This window comes from Lysinibacillus antri (genome assembly GCF_003977595.1).
Lineage (GTDB): Bacteria > Bacillota > Bacilli > Bacillales_A > Planococcaceae > Ureibacillus > Ureibacillus antri.
The window spans coordinates 110698-131996 of the sequence record NZ_RYYR01000011.1 but is presented as its reverse complement, the minus strand read 5'-3'; the positions used below and the strand labels follow the sequence as shown (position 1 = coordinate 131996).

At 37.7% G+C, this 21299-nt stretch carries 22 protein-coding genes and 1 riboswitch; of the genes, 20 read left to right on the top strand and 2 right to left on the bottom strand.

The features are described 5' to 3' along the window. The first annotated feature begins 1 nt into the window (after position 1). From modA to EK386_RS10295, 4 genes are all read left to right on the top strand, one after another. The gene (modA, locus tag EK386_RS10310; RefSeq protein ID WP_126659082.1) at positions 2-778 is read left to right on the top strand and encodes a molybdate ABC transporter substrate-binding protein; all 777 of its coding nucleotides are present in this window, start codon (positions 2-4) and stop codon (positions 776-778) included. Continuing rightward, on the top strand, positions 759-1439 hold the full coding sequence (gene modB / locus EK386_RS10305) for a molybdate ABC transporter permease subunit (protein WP_126659081.1): 681 nt from the start codon (positions 759-761) through the stop codon (positions 1437-1439). Before modA ends, modB begins: the two co-directional genes overlap by 20 nt. Before the next feature lie 77 nt (positions 1440-1516). Further along, the gene (locus EK386_RS10300) at positions 1517-2536 is read left to right on the top strand and encodes a ThiF family adenylyltransferase (protein WP_126659080.1); all 1020 of its coding nucleotides are present in this window, start codon (positions 1517-1519) and stop codon (positions 2534-2536) included. A 14-nt stretch (positions 2537-2550) separates the two neighbouring features. Further along, positions 2551-3057: a MogA/MoaB family molybdenum cofactor biosynthesis protein gene (locus EK386_RS10295; protein WP_126659079.1), complete on the top strand. Its 507-nt coding sequence runs from the start codon at positions 2551-2553 to the stop codon at positions 3055-3057. A gap of 5 nt (positions 3058-3062) precedes the next feature. On the opposite strand, the gene moaC is transcribed toward EK386_RS10295, so the two are convergent. Then, entirely contained in the window at positions 3063-3551 is a 489-nt protein-coding gene (moaC, locus tag EK386_RS10290; protein WP_126659078.1) for a cyclic pyranopterin monophosphate synthase MoaC, read from the bottom strand. A 62-nt stretch (positions 3552-3613) separates the two neighbouring features. Here moaC and EK386_RS10285 point away from each other — a divergent pair, with 62 nt between their 5' ends. The 16 genes from EK386_RS10285 to EK386_RS10205 all read left to right on the top strand — a co-directional run bounded on the left by EK386_RS10285 (position 3614) and on the right by EK386_RS10205 (position 19139). Further along, entirely contained in the window at positions 3614-4870 is a 1257-nt protein-coding gene (locus tag EK386_RS10285) for a molybdopterin molybdotransferase MoeA (protein ID WP_126659077.1), read from the top strand. Further along, positions 4858-5379: a molybdopterin-guanine dinucleotide biosynthesis protein B gene (gene mobB / locus EK386_RS10280; RefSeq protein ID WP_126659076.1), complete on the top strand. Its 522-nt coding sequence runs from the start codon at positions 4858-4860 to the stop codon at positions 5377-5379. The genes EK386_RS10285 and mobB overlap by 13 nt, the downstream gene beginning before the upstream one ends. Next, complete coding sequence (locus EK386_RS10275) at positions 5366-5806, top strand: molybdenum cofactor biosynthesis protein MoaE (protein WP_126659075.1); 441 nt, start codon at positions 5366-5368, stop codon at positions 5804-5806. Before mobB ends, EK386_RS10275 begins: the two co-directional genes overlap by 14 nt. A 2-nt stretch (positions 5807-5808) precedes the next feature. After that, on the top strand, positions 5809-6036 hold the full coding sequence (gene moaD, locus EK386_RS10270) for a molybdopterin converting factor subunit 1 (protein WP_126659074.1): 228 nt from the start codon (positions 5809-5811) through the stop codon (positions 6034-6036). Next, entirely contained in the window at positions 6036-6599 is a 564-nt protein-coding gene (locus tag EK386_RS10265) for a molybdenum cofactor guanylyltransferase (RefSeq protein WP_126659073.1), read from the top strand. The genes moaD and EK386_RS10265 overlap by 1 nt, the downstream gene beginning before the upstream one ends. A gap of 5 nt (positions 6600-6604) precedes the next feature. Beyond that, positions 6605-7621 carry a GTP 3',8-cyclase MoaA gene (moaA, locus tag EK386_RS10260; protein WP_126659072.1) on the top strand — a complete coding sequence of 339 codons (1017 nt, stop codon included), beginning with the start codon at positions 6605-6607 and terminating at the stop codon, positions 7619-7621. Positions 7622-7682: 61 nt separating this feature from the next. Then, positions 7683-8096, top strand: a complete 414-nt coding sequence (locus EK386_RS10255) for a hemerythrin domain-containing protein (protein ID WP_126659071.1) — start codon at positions 7683-7685, stop codon at positions 8094-8096. A 92-nt stretch (positions 8097-8188) separates the two neighbouring features. Next, a complete protein-coding gene (locus EK386_RS10250; protein WP_126659070.1) occupies positions 8189-10138 on the top strand; it encodes an elongation factor G in 1950 nt (649 codons plus the stop codon). 158 nt (positions 10139-10296) lie between these two features. Then, positions 10297-10396, top strand: a riboswitch (TPP riboswitch). 233 nt (positions 10397-10629) lie between these two features. After that, positions 10630-11313 carry a thiaminase II gene (tenA, locus tag EK386_RS10245; RefSeq protein WP_126659069.1) on the top strand — a complete coding sequence of 228 codons (684 nt, stop codon included), beginning with the start codon at positions 10630-10632 and terminating at the stop codon, positions 11311-11313. Continuing rightward, complete coding sequence (thiM, locus tag EK386_RS10240; RefSeq protein WP_126659068.1) at positions 11300-12064, top strand: hydroxyethylthiazole kinase; 765 nt, start codon at positions 11300-11302, stop codon at positions 12062-12064. Before tenA ends, thiM begins: the two co-directional genes overlap by 14 nt. After that, positions 12049-12873, top strand: coding sequence for a bifunctional hydroxymethylpyrimidine kinase/phosphomethylpyrimidine kinase (thiD, locus tag EK386_RS10235; RefSeq protein ID WP_126659067.1), 825 nt, complete (start codon positions 12049-12051; stop codon positions 12871-12873). Before thiM ends, thiD begins: the two co-directional genes overlap by 16 nt. Beyond that, a complete protein-coding gene (gene thiE, locus EK386_RS10230) occupies positions 12863-13492 on the top strand; it encodes a thiamine phosphate synthase (protein ID WP_126659066.1) in 630 nt (209 codons plus the stop codon). Before thiD ends, thiE begins: the two co-directional genes overlap by 11 nt. Positions 13493-13666: 174 nt before the next feature. Next, positions 13667-14941: a Rossmann-fold NAD(P)-binding domain-containing protein gene (locus EK386_RS10225; protein WP_126659065.1), complete on the top strand. Its 1275-nt coding sequence runs from the start codon at positions 13667-13669 to the stop codon at positions 14939-14941. Between the two features lie 326 nt (positions 14942-15267). After that, complete coding sequence (locus EK386_RS10220) at positions 15268-16980, top strand: methyl-accepting chemotaxis protein (RefSeq protein WP_126659064.1); 1713 nt, start codon at positions 15268-15270, stop codon at positions 16978-16980. Between the two features lie 111 nt (positions 16981-17091). Then, complete coding sequence (locus tag EK386_RS10215) at positions 17092-17988, top strand: MBL fold metallo-hydrolase (RefSeq protein WP_126659063.1); 897 nt, start codon at positions 17092-17094, stop codon at positions 17986-17988. A gap of 287 nt (positions 17989-18275) precedes the next feature. Then, complete coding sequence (locus EK386_RS10205; RefSeq protein WP_126659061.1) at positions 18276-19139, top strand: coiled-coil domain-containing protein; 864 nt, start codon at positions 18276-18278, stop codon at positions 19137-19139. Between the two features lie 59 nt (positions 19140-19198). On the opposite strand, the gene EK386_RS10200 is transcribed toward EK386_RS10205, so the two are convergent. Then, complete coding sequence (locus EK386_RS10200; protein ID WP_126659060.1) at positions 19199-21190, bottom strand: methyl-accepting chemotaxis protein; 1992 nt, start codon at positions 21188-21190, stop codon at positions 19199-19201. Positions 21191-21299: the final 109 nt, after the last annotated feature.

Genomic DNA, 21299 nt, shown 5'->3' with positions numbered 1-21299 from the left:
CATGTCAAAAAAATTACAACTAATTTTCATTCTATGTTTAGCTCTATTGATTTCTGGTTGTTCAGAAAATGATCGTTCGTCAAAGCAAGCGAAGTTAACGATTTCCATTGCTTCTAGCTTACAAGATGCGATGGAAGAGGTGATTGATACATATATAGAAAAGAATCCGAATGTTCATTTTAATATAAATGTTGGAAGTTCAGGTACACTCGAAGCACAAATAAAACAAGGGGCCCAGGTGGATTTATTTTTTTCTGCTTCTAAGGAAAAATTTGATCATCTAGTAGAAGCTGGGGATATTTCTTCAGAAGACCATATCAACCTATTAAAAAATGAACTCGTGTTAATCGTTCCCAAAAATAATAAAGTAGAAACTACTAGTTTTCAAGATTTAAACAAAAGTCACATCGAACCAATTTCGATTGGTACGCCGGAAACAGTGCCAGCAGGGTATTATGCGAAGGAAACCTTTGAGCATTTCGGGATATGGGAAGAAATTCAGGAGAAGTTTGTCTATGCAAAGGATGTACGCCAAGTGTTAACTTACGTAGAAACAGGGAATGTCACTGCTGGGGTAGTCTATAAAACCGATGCGCTGCTATCTGACCAAGTAAAAATTGTGGCAAGCGCCAAAGAGGATAGTCATTCGCCAATTGTTTATCCTGTGGGCATTCTGAAGGACTCACCGCATTATGATGAAATAAAATCCTTTTATACATTTTTACAATCTGAACAATCCTTAAAGGTATTTGAAAAGTATGGTTTTATTATTCAGTAATAGTAGTGTACAAGATTTTTTCAGCCCTATATGGTTGTCGTTAAAAATTTCGGTAATTGCAAGCATTTTTGTCATCCTAATCGGAACTGTTGTTGGCAGATTTTTAGGGCGAGCATCCTTTAAAGGCAAATCGATCATCGAAACGCTCCTAATGCTTCCAATGGTCCTACCGCCGACCGTTGTCGGGTTTATCCTCATCGTCGTATTTGGACGAAATAGTATCGTCGGTCAAGCGATTGAATGGATATTCCAACAGCCGATTATTTTTACGTGGTATGCAGGTGTGATTGCTGCTTTTGTCGTTGCTTTTCCATTAATGTATATGTCTGCGAAATCGGGCTTTCAATCGATTGATAAAAATATTGAAGATGCAGCTCGTGTGGATGGAGCAAGTGAATGGCAAGTATTTTTATTTATTTCTATTCCAATTGCTTCTAAGGCACTTATTTCTGGGAGTATTTTAAGCTTTGCCCGGTGTTTAGGTGAATTTGGTGCGACTTTAATGTTTGCAGGGAATATTCCAAATAAAACACAAACAATTCCAACAGCCATTTATCTCGCTATTGATAGTAGCAATATATATTTAGCGTGGCTATGGGTGTTGACGATATTAATTATTTCGTTTCTTATGCTTTTTTTCGTTCAAATGAAGCAAAAGTAAGTTCATCTTTCGTTACAAGAAACATATATTTCAAGAAATGATGAGGTCATTCACACGAGAAGGAGGAAACCAATCTATTGGACAATCGCTATTCAAGGCAGACATTGTTTAAACCTATTGCCGAAGAAGGTCAACATAAATTGAAACATTCGAAAGTCGCGATTATTGGTTGTGGTGCGCTTGGATCGGCTATTGCGGAAACGCTTGTACGTGCGGGCGTGGGTACAATCCATTTAATCGATCGAGATTATGTTGAATTTTCAAATTTACAAAGACAACAATTATTTACTGAACAAGATGCGAAGGCAATGCTCCCAAAAGTCGTTGCTGCAAAAAATCGGCTTCAACTCATTAATTCACAAATCACATTACATACATATATCCAACATGCGGATCCTGTTTTTATGGAATCCATAGCACCACAAGTTGATTTAATTATGGATGCAACAGATAATTTTGAAACAAGGCTCTTAATCAATGATGTGGCTTTCAAGTATAACATACCTTGGATTTATGGCGCTTGTGTAGGGAGTTCTGGAATTGTTTTCCCTTTTATACCAAAGAAAACAGCTTGTTTTAGATGTTTACTGCCGATACTACCAACCTTAAATGATACATGTGATACAGTTGGGATTATCGCACCAGCCGTTATGATGACGAGTGCCATGCAATGTGCGGAAGCTTTAAAAATACTGACAGAAAATATGGATATTGTTCGAAATAAAGTACATCATTTCGATTGTTGGACAAATGGGAACATGGACATTGGCATTTCCAGAATCAAAAATCCGCACTGTGCTACATGTAGTGAAACCCCAACTCATCCATCTTTAGAGCGGCAACATGAGCAGCTATATACCGTATTATGTGGTCGTGATACAGTTCAGGTGTTACCGAGTAAAGAAAGAAAAATATCTTTACAGGATGCTGAAAAAGCAGCCATTCGCAGGGGGTATTTTATTAAGAGAACCCCGTATTTTATTGAGATTGACAAAAATCCTTACCGTTTAATTGTTTTTCAAGATGGTCGTTTACTCATCCATGGATTGAAAAATATAAATGAAGGTAGAAAAATTTATACAGAATTGTTCGGTTAAAAGAAGGTGAAGAAATGTCGCAACAGTTTCAATATGATACTGAAATAAAAATGGCAATTTTAACAGTAAGTGATACGAGAGATTATCATACTGACAAGGGGGGCGCACTAGTAGAAAAGCTTGCTAGTGCGAGTCAAATCCGTGTAATCGAGCGGAAAATTTGTCGCGATGAATTACTGGAAATACGGGAGACTTTGAAGCAGTGGGCGAATCATCCTGAAGTGGATTGCATCATTACAACAGGGGGTACAGGAATTGCAACTCGAGATGTTACCATTGAAGCCATTCAGCCTTTATTTAATAAAGAAATACCGGGTTTTGGGGAACTCTTTCGTTATTTAAGTTTTACAGAAGATATTGGGACACGTGCAATGGCAAGTCGAGCAGTCGCTGGTGTAGTAAATAATAAAGTGATTTTTACTCTACCAGGTTCTACGGGCGCGGTAAAACTTGCAATGGAAAAACTCATACTAACCGAATTAAATCATCTTGTGTTTGAGTTAAAAAAGCGCGCAAAATGAATGCGTTAGTCATCCATTTTGCGTGAGTAATCACCATTTTTACCACCTGTTTTTTCTACTAACATGGTCGGACCAATAATCATTTCTTTTCCAGCTGCTTTACACATATCGTAAATAGTAAGCGCGGCCGTTGTGGCGGCAACTAACGCCTCCATCTCAACACCTGTTGAACCTTTTGTTTTTACTTCAGAACGAATGTGGATGATATATTGGTTTTCTAAGTCCCAATCAAAGGTAATGTTGATCCCCGTTAAGGATAGTGGGTGACACATCGGTAGTAGAGAGGATGTATTTTTTGCTGCCATAATTCCCGCAACTTGTGCGACGGCAAAAACATCTCCTTTTTTATTTGTTCCTTCTGAAATTTGATCATAAATTAATTTATTTACGATCACAGACGATGTGGCAACTGCAGTACGAACGGTTTCAGCCTTATCCGAAATGTCGACCATTTTTGCTCGACCTTGTTCATTGAAATGGGTAAGCTCGCTCATGAAATCATCCTTCCTAAAATTGTATAAAAATTATATCATGTAAACGTTTGGAGTTGAAAGAAATGGTAGAAATTCGAAAGCCAATCAAAGTAAAAGATGCGGTTAATCAAGTAATGGAACATGTAAAAAGGACGCCGATAATTGAAATCGATTATTTGCAAAGTTATGGCTATTCACTCGCTGAACCGATTGTTGCTAAACATGATGTACCGAGTTTTCATCGTTCTCCTTATGATGGTTTTGCTATTCGATCCCAAGATTCCATCGGGGCATCCGGAGACAATCGCATTCCTTTTCAGGTAATTGATCATATTGGGGCAGGACATGTTTCTACTAAACAATTACAACCCTATGAAGCCATTCGTATTATGACAGGTGCGCCAATTCCAGAAGGGGCAGATGCCATCGTAATGCTGGAACAAACCGTCGAACAGGGGAATTCCTTTTCAATTCGAAAACCTTTTGCGCCTTATGAGAATGTATCGTTAAAAGGAGAGGACGCAAAAGAAGGGGAGCTGTTAATTCAGGAAGGATCCTTTATTCACCCAGGAACGATTGCGTTATTGGCTACATTCGGGTATACAAAAGTGAAAGTACACCAAAAACCATCAGTCGGAATTATTTGTACGGGAACGGAATTAGTGTCACCACACGAAGAATTAGCTCCTGGAAAAATACGAAATAGTAACGGTCCAATGGTAGAAACGCAGCTAACGCGAATGGGAATTACGGGGACATCCTATGGGTTTTTTACAGATGAATTAGACAATTGTCTTGCATTAGTAAAAAAAGCACTGGCAGAAAATGATTGTGTCATTACTACTGGGGGAGTATCAGTAGGAGACTTTGATTATTTACCGGAGATCTATCAACGCCTAGGTGCGAAAGTGTTATTTAATAAAATTGCGATGCGTCCTGGAAGTGTTACTACCGTTGCTACGCTAGATGGCAAATTATTATTTGGTTTATCTGGTAATCCTTCAGCTTGTTATACAGGTTTTGAACTTTTTGTACGTCCTGCTATTCAGAGGATGATGGGCAATAAGCGTCCATTTTTACCGCATTTCAAGGCGCGTCTAATAGAGGATATTTTAAAGCCCAACCCATTTACGCGGTTTATTCGCAGTGTTTTCCATTTTGATGGGATGAATGCGTATGCTACTCCAGCCGGCTTTAATAAATCAAATGCCGTCACATCCATTGCAAAGGGAAATGCGTTTATCGTTCTCCCAGGTGGTACACGAAATTTCCAGCAAGGAGATGTTGTGGATATTTTACTACTCGGTGTTGAAGAAGGGGTAGATGAATGGACAATCTAACTATTTTACAAGTGATTGGCTTTAAAAATAGTGGAAAAACAACGCTCATCTCTAATTGGATTAAAAGGCTACATGCCATAGGAAAACAAGTAAGTGTCATTAAACATCATGGTCATGCAAACGGGTTACAACTCCCCAATGATCACACAGATAGTATGAAATTTTTTCAAGCGGGGGCAGCTACTTCTATCGTAGCGGATGACGATATGATTTTGTTTCACCAACAAAAGAAGTCACCTCAACTGGAGGATTTAATTCGCTTAGTGAATGTAGAAGAAACGGACCTTTTATTGATAGAGGGATTTAAAAAGGGACCATATCCAAAAATCGTTCTTGTAAAAAATGAAGAGGATTGGGAAACGTTACAACATGTAAACGAGATTGTTTGTGTTGTTTCGCATGTTCCTTTTCAGCTTGAAAACTATCCAACTTTTCATATAGATGATAACGACGAGCTTTTCATCTGGTTGCAGCATTATATTGGAGGTGATTTATATGAAACGATTTGAAATTGTGACAACGGAATTAAATCCTGAACTGTATCGACAGGCAGTACTACACCCAAATGCGGGGGCTGTAACGGTGTTTACAGGTCATGTTCGCGAATGGACAAATGGCATACAAACAACGTACTTAGCCTATGAAGCTTACGTTCCAATGGCGGAAAAAATGCTTGCCCAAATCGGACAAGAGATTCAAGAGAAGTGGCCAGAAACGAAAGTGGCCATTGCCCATCGAATCGGAGAATTACAAATATCGGATATCGCTGTTGTCATTGCGGTTTCGTCTCCCCATCGAAAAGCAGCCTATGAAGCAAATGAATATGCCATTGAACGGATTAAAGAAATTGTCCCGATATGGAAAAAAGAAATTTGGCAAAATGGGGAAGAATGGGTTGGCGATCAACAGAAAAAACCAGTGCCAAAGGGGGAATAACGTTGGTTACGATTTTATATTTTGCAAGACTAAAAGAAATTGTAGGGAAAGAACAAGAGCAGCTTCCCTTTGAAGGGCGTACAGTAAAAGAATTACTCGACTATATCGAACAACAATATGATTTTAGTAATTTTGTTCATGTGGCGGTTAATGAAGAATATGCGTTGCTAGAAGATACCCTTCAAGAGCATGACACGGTTGCCATTATCCCTCCAGTGAGCGGCGGTTAATGAAAACAGCAGGCATATTACTAGCAGGAGGGGCTTCAACGCGCTTTGGTTCACCAAAAGCTTTTGCCATATGGAATGAAAAGTATTTCTATGAGTGGGCATTAGCCGCACTCCAATCTGTATGTCAAGAAGTGGCGATTGTCACGAGAGCAGAATTGGTGAAAAATTTCCCAACTAACCTACATGTCATCACGGATGATGAAGCATTTCTAGGAATGGGACCTTTAGCTGGGATTTATTCAGGTATGCAACAAGTGGATGCAGATCAATATTTCGTGCTTCCTTGTGATATGCCTAATATTACCGGTGAAATTCTTGAGACTTTATATGATTGTCCATTTCAAGGTGACGTTATGGCAGTTCAAACGCAAGACACCTATCATCCACTTGTCAGCATTTGGCAGAATGAATTGAAAAATAAGCTCTTTCTCGAGTTGCGTGAAAATTGTCGAAGTGTGATGCGATTTTTAGCAAAAGTAGAAACGACTTGGGTAGATGGTACGTTACTTGTACCGAATTCAGCTAACATGTTTCAAAATATGAATAGACCGGAATGGAAGTGATTTGTATGCCGGAAGAAGTGATAAAAGACCAGTTAAACAGACCGATACGAGATCTTCGTCTTTCCGTTACAGATCGATGTAATTTCCGTTGTACATATTGCATGCCAAAAGAAGTTTTTGGGGATGATTACGTGTTCTTACCTAAAAATGAGCTTCTTACATTTGAAGAAATTGAACGGCTTGCCACCATTTTTGCTCAGTTAGGCGTTAAAAAATTACGTATTACGGGTGGGGAGCCTCTAATGCGTAGTCATATCGATCAATTAATTCTCAAATTAAACCAGATTAAAGGAATTGAAGATATCGGATTAACAACAAACGGGTTATTACTGAAATCCTACGCTTCGAAATTAAAAAGTGCTGGTTTAAACCGATTAAATATTAGCTTAGATGCGTTAGATAAAAAAATATCCGGCTTAATGAACGGTAGAGGGATTGATCCAGACTACATTTTACAAAACATTGTTCAAGCGCAAGCACTAGGCTTTCAAATAAAAGTGAATATGGTCGTTCAAAAAAACGTCAATGAACAAGAAATCATTCCAATGGCCAACTATTTTAAAAAACTTGGGATTACTCTAAGATTTATTGAATTTATGGATGCTGGTAATGATAACGGTTGGAGTTTCGAGAAGGTGGTTACGAAAAAAGAAATGCTCGATATTATAGAGAAAGAGTTCGAAATCGAGCCCGTCAGTAAAGATTATTTTGGTGAAGTGGCAAAACGGTACAAATATAAAGATTGTAACAGTGAAATAGGCTTTATTACGTCTGTTTCTCAATCGTTTTGCTCTACTTGTACCCGTGCCCGAATTTCTTCTGACGGTAAATTTTATACGTGTCTCTTTGCGAGCGATGGGTTTGATTTAAAGAAAATGCTTCGGCTTGGAGCGACAGATGAAGAATTAACGAAGGCCATCGTTCATGTATGGGAACAGCGCACAGATCGGTATTCGGATGAAAGAACGGAACAAACGATTAAAAACAGAACAAAAATTAATATGTCTTATATCGGTGGCTAGTGATTGAATTACAAAGTTTTGGTTATATTGTAAATAGAATCTAACAAAATAGGTGATATGAATGGTAGGACCAGCGTTAAATCAACTCCACGCACACCGAGCGATCCATGAAGGCGGTCTAACTGGAGCGATTGATCGAATGGAAGAGTTCATGGAATTATACAATGCCAAAAAGACCGAGGAAGCAAATGTAGCTGCCGATGATCTACTCGATTATTGGGAAACACGCGTGTTAAGTCATGCGGAAGCAGAAGAATCTGGATTTTATCAAGCGAAAGTCGATGCGAATCCCGATTTAAAAGAGGCCGTGACAAAACTGATTCGAGACCATGACATTTTGCGAATGATTGTGAAGGATATTCATGAAATTCGTCAAAAAGAAGGATTAAATGAAGCGGTTATTCAAAAGTTGTATGCGTTAATTACGGTCAATGAACTCCATAGTCGTGAAGAAGAACGATTGTTATTTGAATGAGCGAGCTGTACGTCGGAATGAACTTCTGCCGTACAGTTTTTTTATTATTTTGGTACAATAAGTGAAGTGAAATTTAGAAATGAGGATACAACATGTTTAAAACGATTGGTGTACTAGCTCATGTAGATGCAGGAAAAACCACATTTTCTGAGCAGTTGCTTTATCATACACAAAGTATTAAAGAGCGCGGGCGTGTGGATCACAAAGATGCCTATTTAGACAATCATTCCATTGAACGAAGACGAGGCATTACGATTTTTGCTGAGCAAGGTCGGATTCATTATAACGGGGATACATACACATTAATTGATACGCCAGGTCACGTCGATTTTTCTCCAGAAATGGAACGGGCCATTAGTGTAATGGATTATGCCATTATTATTGTTAGTGCAGTGGACGGAATTGAAGGCCATACCGAAACCGTTTGGCAATTGCTCCGTAAATATCACGTTCCAACCTTTTTCTTTTTAAATAAAATCGACCGTGATGGAGCAGATGTGGATGCGGTGATGACATCTATTCGTAAAGAATTATCACCTGATGCAGTGCTCCTAACAGAACCTGTTACAGAAGAGTCGATTCCTGAAACGATTGTCGAGTGGATTGCCGAACGTGATGAAGGACTTTTAGAGCAATATATGGAGGGCAATGTTGATACTGCTGTATTTTTCAACACTCTCCGTGACAGGATTCAATCTGAGCAGGCATTTATTTGTATGAGCGGGTCGGCACTAAAAGATATTGGCGTACAACAGTTTTTTGAACAATTAGCTCAACTTACGCCAACAAATTATGCTGTCGAGGCACCATTTCAAGGGAAAGTTTTTAAAATCCGACATGATGAACAAAATCAACGCATTACATTTATTAAGGCAACGAGTGGCGTTCTCCATGTGCGTGATGAATTTCAATTTGGCGACATTACGGAGAAAGTAACGGAAATTCGTCTTTATAATGGCAGTCGCTTTGAAGGAACGCAACAAGTAGAGGCGGGAGAAATCTTTGCTGTTAAAGGTCTAATGCAAGCCGAAATTGGAGATATCATTGGCAAGGATCCAGTAGTTGGGAAAGATTATGAATTAGTGCCAACCCTTCAAGCGAAAGTTGTTTATAACGGTACGGAACATATTAAAGAGATTTTACGTTACTTCCGAATGCTAGAAGCAGAAGAGCCGACTTTAAAAGTGGTGTGGAGCGAAAAATTCCAGGAAATCAATGTCCATGTGATGGGTGTGATCCAGCTTGAAGTATTGGTTGAAGTGATAAAAGAACGATTTCAACTGGATATTATTTTCGACAATCCGAAAATCTTATATATGGAAACTATTAAAGATAACGTTGTTGGGTACGGCCATTTTGAACCGCTCAAACATTATGCGGAAGTTCATTTGAAAATGGAGCCTACAGAACGAGGAGCTGGTATTCAATTTCGGAATGCTTGCCATGCGGATGATTTATCGGTAGGGCATCAACGATTAATCGAAAAACATGTATTTGAACGTGATCATCATGGACTACTTACGGGCTATCCAATTACAGATATTCGCTTTACGTTGTTAACAGGGGCTGCCCATAATAAACATACAGAAGGTGGCGATTTCCGAGAGGCCACATTCCGCGCACTTCGCCAAGGCCTTGAGCAAGCTGAAAATATTTTATTAGAGCCTTATTATCGTTTTAAAATGAAAGCATCAACTGATTACGTCGGGCGCATGATGACTGACATTCAACAAGTGAGAGGCACATTTGATCCACCAGAGATCAATGGCGATCAAGTAATGATTTCTGGCAAGGCACCTGTTTCCACTTTCATGAACTATAGTACAACGTTTGCAGCGTACACAAACGGAAAAGGAGCGCTATCTCTTCAATTTTGTGGTTATGATGTGTGCCATAACGCGGATGAAGTAATTGAACAAATTGGTTACGATAAAAATGCAGATCCAGAATACTCATCTTCTAGTATTTTTTGTGCGAAAGGAAAGGGGTATGTGGTGCCGTGGGAGGAAGCGGCGGAAGCGATGCATTGCTTGAAGAAGTAATTAAAAGTTATCGGTTGGCGGATAAACGTGAAATTTTGGCGGATATCCTAAACAAATTGGCGGATAAATCGCATTTTTTGGCGGATATCTCCCGTACTTGCTATAAGAATCCCAATCTCTTGAATTATCAAAAAATTATGCTAGAATGTACATAATTAGAATATTTGCAGGGGGGGCACTAGCTGCCTGAGAAGGTTAAAACCTGACCCTTTGAACCTGTTCGTTAATACGATCGTAGGGAGCAAAGTACATGATTAGCGCATTCGCACGCTATTTTTTACTGTACACTCGCTCTCCATTTATGTGGGGAGCTTTTTATTTGCCAAATATCTCTAATTGCTCGAGGTGATCACCGCTATCTTTTCGGGTTTACCTATTCGAATACGGATGTAGAGAGCAATTACTATTTCTTACAAACGCTCTTTTCTCACACGTTGAAAAGGGCGTTTTTTCTCTCTAACGTCCTCTAAAGCAAAAAGGAGGAAGTTGTAATGTCATTTTGTGAAGAAGTACGAAAAGAAACAGATGTGTATTGGGAAGGGAGTTTTCATCATCCATTTGTTAAAGGCATTGTTGATGGAACGCTACCAATTGAAAAATTTAAATATTATATGTTGCAAGATGCGTACTACTTAAAACACTATACAAAAATTTTAGCCATTGCTGCATCAAAGGCAGAAACGAACGAAGACATTACGTATTTCATTCAATCTGCTCAGTTCATTAATGAATCCGAACTCGAATTACATCGCACCGTTTTCAAAGAATTAAATGTGACACAACAAGAAATTGATAGCTTTGAACCTGCACCCGCTGCTTACAACTACATTAGTCATATGTATAATGCCGCGCATAATGGTGATGTAGCAGAAGCGTTTGCTGCCATGTTCCCATGTCCATGGTTGTATCAGGAGATTGGTGAAAAATATAAAGATGCACAACCCGGTGTAAAACTATATAAGGAATGGATTGAAATGTATAGCCATCCGGATTTTAAAGAAAAAATTGAATTCCAAAAATCAATGATGGACCGTTACGCAGTTGAAAATCCTAAAAAAATCCAACTGTTTAAAGCTCATTTTCATAAAAGTTGTTACTTTGAATGGAAATTTTGGGAAATGGCTTGGACGCTAGAAACGTTTGATTCGGAGGTTACACACTATGACTATGTATAAAATTCGTCAAAAAAGTCCCCTTGTTCATTGTATAACAAATTATGTTGTTGCTAATTTCACGGCGAATGGTCTTTTAGCTCTTGGCGTATCTCCTGTCATGGCAGATGAAGTGGAAGAAGTTGAAGAAATGGTTTCCATTGCCAATGCCTTATTAATCAATATTGGCACATTAAACACGAGAACTCTTGAAGCCATGATTAAAGCTGGAAAAAAAGCAAACGAATTAAATATTCCCGTTGTTTTAGATCCTGTAGGTGTCGGAGCAACTTCCTTCCGACAAAAAGCAGTTGAAAACATTTTATCGCAAGTAAATATTCAACTTTTACGCTGCAATATAGGAGAACTAGCTTCAATTGCCGGTGTTGATTGGCAATCAAGAGGTGTCGATAGTGGAGATGGGGAATTAGATATCGCATCTGTTGCAAAACAAGTAGCCGTACAACATCAATGTATGGTAGTCGTAACAGGCAAATCCGACTACCTGACAGATGGCGTTTCCGAGCATTGGACTGCAGGTGGTCATGAATTGATGACACAAGTAACAGGAACGGGTTGTTTGTTAAGTGCCATTTGTGCTGCCACGCTCGCATTGGATGGGGAACCTTTGGAAAATCTTTGTGAAGTACTTATCGACTATAAACGCGTTGCCGAATTCGCTAGCGACAACCAATTATTAGGCTCCTTCCAAGAAGAAGTCATTAATCATATTCACTCATTATCAAGAGGTGCAAAACAATGGACGTTGTCATGACAATTGCCGGCTCTGATAGTGGAGGCGGGGCAGGTATTCAAGCAGATTTAAAAACCTTTCAAGAATTAAAAGCATTTGGTACGTCCGTCATTACGGCATTAACAGCTCAAAATACGATGGGCGTTGATGGCATTTTTCCGACAACACCCGATTTTGTCGCTCAACAAATGAACAGTGTTTTCCAAGACTTTGATGTAAAAGCGTTAAAAACGGGCATGCTCTTTTCTGCAGAGATTATTGAAACGGTTGCTGCTATATTAAAAGAACAAGACTTCCAAATCGTTATCGACCCAGTCATGATTGCAAAAGGTGGCGCGAGTTTATTACAACAAGAAGCAGTGGTTGCGTTAAATACAAAACTTCTGCCTCTTGCAACGGTATTAACACCCAATATACCTGAAGCAGAAGTCATTAGTGGGGTAGCGATTCGTAAAGAAGAAGACATCGAAATCGCCGCAAAAATAATTTTAGAAAAAGGGGTACAGTGTGTCGTGATGAAGGGTGGGCATTTGGAAGACCTACAGCAAGCAACGGACACTGTATTTTTTTCTGACGGTACTTCTTTTAAAATGCAAAGTAAAAGAATTCAAACAAAGCATACTCATGGAACAGGTTGTACATTTTCAGCAGCGATTACCGCATTTTTAGGTAAGGGCTATTCTTTACAAGAGGCCATCATTGCGGCAAAACATTTTGTACAACGAGCGATTGCCCATCCTTTAAACTTAGGACATGGTCACGGTCCAACAAATCATTTTGCCTACCAAGAGCATAAAGAAACAGACGAGGTGCTTGTTTATGAATCGTGAGGATCTATCCGTTTACTTTATAATGGGAACGACCAACTGTATAGAAGATCCATTAGAAGTATTAGAGGATGCATTAAAATCGGGCGTTACTATTTTTCAATTAAGAGAAAAAGGCGATGGATCACTAAAGGGGAGCGCTTATGAAGAATTCGCCCGACAATGTCAACTACTCTGCAACGAATACAATGTCCCTTTTATCGTAAATGACGATGTGGAGCTTGCCTTAAAACTACAAGCTGATGGTGTACATGTTGGACAAGATGACCAAAAGCTTGAAGAAATACGGAAACAATTTGTTGGGAAAATTGTCGGTGTGTCCGTTCATAATGAACAAGAAATGGACATAGCTGTATTCAATGGTGCGGACTATGTTGGCATTGGTCCAATTCATGAAACAAAATCGAAAACCGATGCAAAACCTGCAGCAGGTGTAACGTTTCTAGCAAAAGCTCGAAAAAAATACCCCGACTTTCCAATTGTTGCGATTGGTGGATTAACAACGGACAATGCTTTTGAAGTATTTGAAGCAGGTGCAGATGGGGTAGCCGTTATTTCTGCCATTTGCGAAAGTCCAAATCGCAAAGAAACAGTAAGATCGTTTATGCAAGCACAGATCTAAAAAATGAAAAAGGGGATGTTCAGAATGCGTTACACTTTCTGAATATCTACACTTCTAATGGTAAAAAATTGCTAAAAAACTTTTTGTTAGAACAAAATCATATTGTAATAGTTTTAAACCTAACCCTTTTCTATTAAATTTCATATTCTTTAATGAGGAGGCGAGGTGAACTATATGAATCAATCTAGCAATGCAATTACTATTTTAGGTAGTGCAGGTGGGGTTGCTAAAGCAATTCTATCTATTCTTAACAAATCCGTTGTAGATCCACATGACCCAATTCATTCGATTCTTGCCAAAAGCAAACTTCATCTTATTGATCTGAAAGCAATGGACAAACAGGCATTTTCCCAACTGTTTCCAAACTTAATCAATATTACGGAGTTTCATCAACTCGATTTGAATGATCGAAGTAAGTTTATTCATCATTTGAAAACAACGAAAACTTCTGTTGTCATTGATGTTTCTTGGGCTGATACAGTGAAAATGATGAAGTGCTGTGATCAGCTTGGTATTCGTTATGTGAATACAGCGTTAGAAAATCCTTATATTGATGAAAACGAAGACCAATTTGCTGGGTTTGGGCTCATTGAAAGAATATATCATCTGGAAAAAGTGAAAAATGAAATAAAAAATGCAACAGCCATTCTTTGTTCAGGGATGAATCCAGGCGTTGTGCAATGGATGGCTGTTGAGTTGTTAAAGAAGAACACTTCTCAAGACCCCCCATTAGCTTGTTTTATCGTCGAGCGAGATACTTCGTTTTTCAAAGATAAAACAAAGGCGAAGAAAAATACCATCTATACGACATGGTCCCCTGAATGCTTTTTAGATGAAGCGATCCTAAGTTATCCTATGTTCATGAAACAAAAGACGCCCCTTTTTTTATATGAAAATGTATATGACTTAGAATTCAAAGTACAGCTAGGGGATGTCCAATTTTATGGTTGTTTAATGCCACACGAAGAAGTGTATAGTTTGGGAAAATTAATGAACATGGAAACGGGTTTCTTCTATAAAGTAAATGAGCATACAACAAAATTAATTCGGGCAAATATTCATGATGTAGATAAAATGTGGGATTTTGACATGCAAGTGCTCGACCCACTACAAGCCGAGTTAGAAGGGGAAGATTTATGCGGTGTATTGCTCGTTTATAAAGATCGAGAGCATTATATGTATAATGTATTAAAAAATGATGAAATTTTTGCGAAATATAAAATCAATGCAACCTATTTTCAAGTTGCTTGTGGCATTTACGCATCTTTGGCAGTACTGTTACTAGATGATATTCCAAAAGGCGCGCATCATGTAGATGAACTACTCATGAATACGAAGGCGAATTTTGGAAAGTATTTAACTTATTATATGACCGACTTTATTAGTGGTGAAAATAAACAATCAGATGGTCTATTATTGGATCGCATGCGGAAGTTTATCGATGAATAAGACTTTTATCACTACCTTCTAATTCAACTATGAGTTAGAAGGATTTTTTTGTATGTTACCTTGGTATACAAACAGATAATTGTTATCAAAGGAAGTGCATCTTTTGTCATATTCTTTTGTAAATATATCTAAACCCGTACCCTTTCCTAGTTGTAAACATTTATTTTAAAAATTATTTGTAATTTACCGTACATTATGACGGTAAATTGACAAAAATCCATAAAAAATTTGCTATTTTTTTAAAGATTCTTTCTCAATACATCTTTTCATAGTATGATAAACTATGAAAATAGTAGTAGGGGATATCAAAGAGGTGGTACAAAACAATGAAATTTAGACAAACTTTAACGTTTCAATTAGGTACTATAATTGCAGGCATACTCGTAGTGATGATTATGATTACTTCTGTTGCAACATACTTTACGGCTTATGATAAATTGTATGAAGCAGCTGGAATAGAGGCATATGGATGTGCCAACATTACGACAGGTTTAATCAATCCGTTTCAATTAGAAAAAGCATTAAATAATGATGAGAATGCTAAAGAGAAAATTGGGGAACAGCTCAATTGGACAACCGCTCATAAAGACATTTTTGAATCACAATATATTTTAGATTTAGAGGGCAATTTGATTGCCCTGGACAAAAACTTACAAGAAAAAGGATTTGCTCCTGGAGATGCCTTTTATATGGATGAAGAAGCAATTTCCATGTTACTAGAAATGGGGCATCCTACATATTCACAACCATACGAATTTGGTGGGATGGAACGTTTATCTGGGTATGCGCCAATTTATAAAGATCATGATCCAACGAAAGAGATCGTTGCAATCAGTGTTATTGACTTTAACGCTGAAATTGTGACTGAAAGAACATGGTCAGTAGTCAGCCAAGGAATTTTAATAAGTTTAATACCAATGTTACTTGCTTCAATGGTGACAGGGTTATTAATCTATCGCAAAACAAAACCAATTTCGAAACTAATTGAACAAGCGAAACAATTAGCTGAAGGCGATTTAACCGTTCAAGAAACGAATATTAAAGGGAAAGATGAAATTGCTGATTTGTCTCGTACGTTAAATCAAACAACCATCAACCTACAAACGATGATTTCGACGATGCGTTCAACGTCTCAACAATTAACCGTTAACGCCAATGAAACAGCGAGTTCTTTAACAGAAATGAATTCAGCTGTACAATCGGTTGCAAATCATATAGAAGATGTGTCAGTAGCGATGACGGATGGTATGCACCACGCGGATAATGCATCGAATGTGTTGACATCACTAGCTGATGATTTACAAGATATGAAATCAAAAGCTGATCTTACTGTTGAAAATTCAAATGAGACAATGAAAATCGCAGCAGAAGGGGAAAAACGCGCCCAAGAAATTAGCGAAGATATGGAACGCATCCGTCAAGGTTCCCATGAAGTAAGTACAACAATTCAACACCTTGTCGAATCAGCAACTAAAATTCAAAACATTACAACAACGATTGCTGCCATTGCATCCCAAACAAATCTATTAGCACTGAATGCATCCATTGAAGCAGCTCGAGCTGGAGAACATGGAAAAGGATTTGCAGTCGTGGCAGAAGAAGTACGAAAATTAGCAGAACAATCTAATGCGGAAGTGACAGAAGTTGAAAAACTAGTAAAAGACATTATGGAACGTATCGGTAATGTTTTAATTTCATCATCTGAAAATGGGAAGTTCATTGAAAAAGGTGAAAAAACGGTTCAATTGACGGTTCAAGCTTTAAATGATATTTCGTCTGCCGTTTCGGAAACTGTTCAAGAAATTACAAATATCTCGGATCTACTATCTACTGAAACAGAGAAATCTACGACGATTGTAGAAATGATTCATGAATTAACACAATCAATCCATGAAATTGAAAATACAATGAATGGCATTTCTGCAGCAGCACAAGAAACAACGGCAAGTATTCAAGATGTGTCAAGTCGTTCAAACGAATCTACTGAAATGGCCGAAGAACTAGAAAAATCGGTAAAAAGATTTAAATTAAAAGATTAATATTGTACTCTTTATATAAAGTGCATCTCTCACATAAATACGTGAGGGATGCACTTTTTCTACGTTATCGGTTAAAATAGGATAAAAGAGCGGGGATTGGAGTGAAGTAGAATGATTCAATTTCAAAATAGTAATGTAACAGTTTTTCAAAGTCTTTTATATAAAACTACTTCAATAGTCATACAAACAGAAGATTGTATCATTGTCGTTGATCCAAATTTACTACCAGTAGAAGTTGAAATGATTCGGGAATATGTAGATAACGTGAAAGGGGACCGCCCATTATATCTATTATTTACCCATTCCGACTGGGATCATTTAATAGGATATGGGGCTTTTCAAGAAGCAATCGTGATTGCTAGCGAAGCACTTTCACTAAAAGAGGATAAAGAAGATATCCTAAACCAAATTTTCAAATTCGATCACCAGTATTATTTGGACAGATCTTACCCAATTTTGTACCCACTAGTCGATATAGAAGTAAAGGAAGAAGGCCAAGTGCTTGAAATTGGTAACACAAAGCTTACATTCTATCACGCACAAGGGCACACAGATGACGGGATTTTTACAGTCATTGAACCATTAGGAATATGGTTGGCGGGCGATTATTTGTCAGACATCGAATTTCCTTTTATTTATGATAACAGTGAAAAATACGAGGAAACATTACGCAAAACCGATGAATTATTTAATCAACACAATATCCAATATTTAATACCAGGTCATGGTCATATTACAAATATAAAAGAAGAAATTAAGTTCCGGAAAATCGCTGCGCAAATTTATATTAAAGAACTGCGAGAATCCATTAAAGAAAATCGGACAAATTCAAATTTACTCCAAGGATATAATTACCTACTAGAATTTCAAACAATCCATGAGGAAAATAGTACATTAATTAAAAAAGAACTAAGTACTAGCTCCGTCAATCTACTAGAAATAGTAGATGATCAGGGAATAGAAGAAGTGCTAGACAATGCAGAAGAAGATCGAGAAGAAGTTATTTAACTGATTCACGGGGCAACTAACAGCGACCGTTTTGCATAAAGTGAAACTTCAATCCGCGGGGGTTTTCTTCATCCCCCACGGATTGTTAGTTGAACCAATCGGGCTTTTACGGGCAATTGATCTCCCACTTATCCTTTTCGCTTCACTAAAATCTTGAAGTGGGAGTCTTGTACCTGTCGCTAAAGCTTTCGGTACAGATAAATTACTGCCCGTTAATGCGGGATAAAGTACCCCTTCATCACTTTTCGCATACAATAGAGGTGCGTGAGAAGGGGGTGTACCTAACGATGGGTTTATATATTAATAACGCCGAGCACCCAGAAATGTTTCGAAATAATGGCCCACTCGTTGAACCGAATCAGGTAGAGTTTCGACGAGATTATTTATCGCAAGTTTTAGAAAAACAAACTCAAACGACTGAACGAATCCAACATGCCTTGTCAACTGTCCAAAGCTCCCAAATTGTTTACAATGATCATCAAAGTCAAAAATGGCAACACGTTGAACGTCTGTTAAGTGAGATGGGTGATCAACGTCACATTCAGGAACAACATGAGCAGCAAATGATGAATCAACTCAATCAACTAGAACAACATGAGCAGCAAATGATGACTCGACTTGATCAACTAGATCAACATGAGCAGCAAATAATGAATCAACTTAATCAACTAGACCATCAAACGATCGATATCCAACAATCGATATTGAACGAACAACAAAAAACAGACACACTTTTACAGGAATTTCAATTATTGAATCACACCCAACAAGAAATGGTAAAAAGGATAGATGTAGTAGGGGATGAATATCAGGAACTAATCGGTATTATAAAAGATTTTTCCGTTATTCATGAAGCCATCATAAAGAGGTTAGAACAGGTTACATTGACGAACGAACAAATTCAAGAAAAAATTGATTTACAAACTAATGTAAATGAACAGATCGTGGCACAAATTTCGACAATCGAAAACTCCCAACAGGATGTGATCGAACGAGTGGATAGTAATGAAGGGCTAATCGAAAAAATAATGCGCCAGATCGATCATTTACGTTCAGTTGTCTATGAACGCTCCAATTTCATTGAAGAAAAAGTAGAAAAAGCAATCCAACAATCTTCTTCGTATTTTCAAAAAATAAAAAATGGTAGCTAGACACATTATAGAAAGCCACGTTTTAGTCAAATTCATCTTTGACAAAACGTGGCTTTTATTTACAACTTAAACTTATTAACCGTTTCGGCTAATTCTGTGCTTACGTTATTTAATTGTTCAGATGCTTGGGCAACGGATTGAATCGCCGTTAGTTGTTCATCACTTGATGCACTTACTTCTTCACATGCCGCTGCTGTTGTTTGGGCAGTTAAGGACATTTCCTTAATCGTTTCAACAACGCGATCTTTGTATTTAATAACCCCTTCAATTTCTGTCGTCACATTAATAAACGTTTCTTCCATGTTTTTAATTAATGCAGAAAGATTATTAAATAATGAGCCAGTTTCCTCCACAACAACACCTTGATTATCGAATGTTTGTTGCATTTCACTCATTTGTTTCGTCACTTGTTGAGACTCTGCCTGTAATTCTTGAATCGTATTTTTCACATCTTTTGTTGCGTTTGCGGATTGCTCGGCTAATTTACGAACTTCCTCTGCTACAACGGCAAATCCTTTCCCGTGTTCACCAGCTCTTGCTGCTTCTATACTAGCGTTTAAAGCTAGTAGATTCGTTTGCGCAGATATTTCTGATATCGTATTAATTACCGACCCTATTGCCACAATACGATGTTCCAGCGTTTTTACTGCGCTAGCCATATTCACTAAGTTTTGTTTCGAATGACCAAATGAACCGAGTAAGTCTTCCATCTTGTCTTGCCCAACGACATTTAGTTTACCGGCATGTTGCGTTATAGTATGTAGAGCATTGGATTGTTCTTGCATACCATTAATTTTAGTGCCCAGTTTGATTGTTGACTCTGTAACCATATCCGCATTTTCAGATGATGAAGATGCTCCAACGGCAATTTCATTTACTGCACTTGAAACTTCGATACTTGAAGCGCTTGTTTCTTCAGCTAGGGCACTTAAGTGATGCGAACGTTCTTCCACTTCATTAGAAGATGTTTTTACTACTTGGATTAAATACTTCATTTTATTAATCATTTCATTAAAGTGTTGCGCTAAAAGTCCAATCTCATCTTTCGAATGAACTTCGATTTGTACGGATAAATCACCTTGCGCTACTTCTTCCATTAGTAAACCAAGTTGTTTAATCGGTTTCATAGTTCGAGTAATAAAGAAGTAAAGGGCAACAAATGCAACGATTAATATAATTATTGCAATGATGATGATAATTTTTTGTAAACTTTTTGCCAGTGCTTGAAGGTTCTGTAGCTCATACACAGCTGCAACAGTCCAGCCAATTTCCGGTATTTTATTATATACAACAACGGACTTAGCACCTTCAATGTCTGCTTTTAAATTGTTCGTCATTTTTGAATCTGCTAAAATAGTTTGTACATATTGTTGGGAACTCATATTTTCTCCCATATTATTTGGATGAACTAATGCTGTACCTAAGTCGTCTAAAATAAGTGGGTATCCATCATAGCCTAGTTCTGTAGATGAAATCATCTCGGTTAATTGAGAAAGTTGTATATCAACACCAATGACACCAATTACTTTTTCGCCATCTTTCACTGCGACAGAAGCAGTAATTGCATATTGATTGGAAACCGTATCAATATAAGGTTCGGACCAGACAACATCATTAGAATTATGTATTGCGTTTGTGTACCATGAACGCGATTTTATATCTAGCTCATTAATGCCATCGAAATGTGGAGCAATAATTGTATAATCCCCATCGGAAAAATAGATACTTGATGCAGCATCATAATACAATAAGTAGTTATTTAATTCAGTCCGAAATGTTCGGTCTGCATCATCATTATACTGAGTAGAATTATTATAAAATTCATGGACATTTTTAGAAGCAGCAAGGTTTAATAGACTTTTTTCATACCCACCTAAAAAAGCGGTGATCGTATTTGATAGTTCTTTTACAAGTACTTCACTTTGATCCGTAACGCTCTCTTCTGTTTCAGAAGATATTAGGACCGAACTAATTGTAGATAGTGCTCCTAAGCCTAGAACAACAATTACTAGGACAATGGCAATGATTCTCCATCGAATCGAAATTCTCAAAATAATTCCTCCTTATAAATTTTTAAATCTACGTATAATTATAAGTCATTAAAAGAAAAAATGTTAAATATATATTATTTATAATATTTTTATACTTTTGAATATTACA

Excerpts from the sequence above, each read along its gene's own strand:
- modA (WP_126659082.1), top strand. The coding sequence starts at position 2 with ATGTCAAAAAAATTACAACTAATTTTCATTCTATGTTTAGCTCTATTG.
- modB (WP_126659081.1), top strand. The coding sequence starts at position 759 with ATGGTTTTATTATTCAGTAATAGTAGTGTACAAGATTTTTTCAGCCCT.
- EK386_RS10295 (WP_126659079.1), top strand. The coding sequence starts at position 2,551 with ATGTCGCAACAGTTTCAATATGATACTGAAATAAAAATGGCAATTTTA.
- moaC (WP_126659078.1), bottom strand. The coding sequence starts at position 3,551 with ATGAGCGAGCTTACCCATTTCAATGAACAAGGTCGAGCAAAAATGGTC.
- EK386_RS10285 (WP_126659077.1), top strand. The coding sequence starts at position 3,614 with ATGGTAGAAATTCGAAAGCCAATCAAAGTAAAAGATGCGGTTAATCAA.
- mobB (WP_126659076.1), top strand. The coding sequence starts at position 4,858 with ATGGACAATCTAACTATTTTACAAGTGATTGGCTTTAAAAATAGTGGA.
- EK386_RS10275 (WP_126659075.1), top strand. The coding sequence starts at position 5,366 with ATGAAACGATTTGAAATTGTGACAACGGAATTAAATCCTGAACTGTAT.
- EK386_RS10265 (WP_126659073.1), top strand. The coding sequence starts at position 6,036 with ATGAAAACAGCAGGCATATTACTAGCAGGAGGGGCTTCAACGCGCTTT.
- moaA (WP_126659072.1), top strand. The coding sequence starts at position 6,605 with ATGCCGGAAGAAGTGATAAAAGACCAGTTAAACAGACCGATACGAGAT.
- EK386_RS10255 (WP_126659071.1), top strand. The coding sequence starts at position 7,683 with ATGGTAGGACCAGCGTTAAATCAACTCCACGCACACCGAGCGATCCAT.
- EK386_RS10250 (WP_126659070.1), top strand. The coding sequence starts at position 8,189 with ATGTTTAAAACGATTGGTGTACTAGCTCATGTAGATGCAGGAAAAACC.
- tenA (WP_126659069.1), top strand. The coding sequence starts at position 10,630 with ATGTCATTTTGTGAAGAAGTACGAAAAGAAACAGATGTGTATTGGGAA.
- thiM (WP_126659068.1), top strand. The coding sequence starts at position 11,300 with ATGACTATGTATAAAATTCGTCAAAAAAGTCCCCTTGTTCATTGTATA.
- thiD (WP_126659067.1), top strand. The coding sequence starts at position 12,049 with ATGGACGTTGTCATGACAATTGCCGGCTCTGATAGTGGAGGCGGGGCA.
- thiE (WP_126659066.1), top strand. The coding sequence starts at position 12,863 with ATGAATCGTGAGGATCTATCCGTTTACTTTATAATGGGAACGACCAAC.
- EK386_RS10225 (WP_126659065.1), top strand. The coding sequence starts at position 13,667 with ATGAATCAATCTAGCAATGCAATTACTATTTTAGGTAGTGCAGGTGGG.
- EK386_RS10220 (WP_126659064.1), top strand. The coding sequence starts at position 15,268 with ATGAAATTTAGACAAACTTTAACGTTTCAATTAGGTACTATAATTGCA.
- EK386_RS10215 (WP_126659063.1), top strand. The coding sequence starts at position 17,092 with ATGATTCAATTTCAAAATAGTAATGTAACAGTTTTTCAAAGTCTTTTA.
- EK386_RS10205 (WP_126659061.1), top strand. The coding sequence starts at position 18,276 with ATGGGTTTATATATTAATAACGCCGAGCACCCAGAAATGTTTCGAAAT.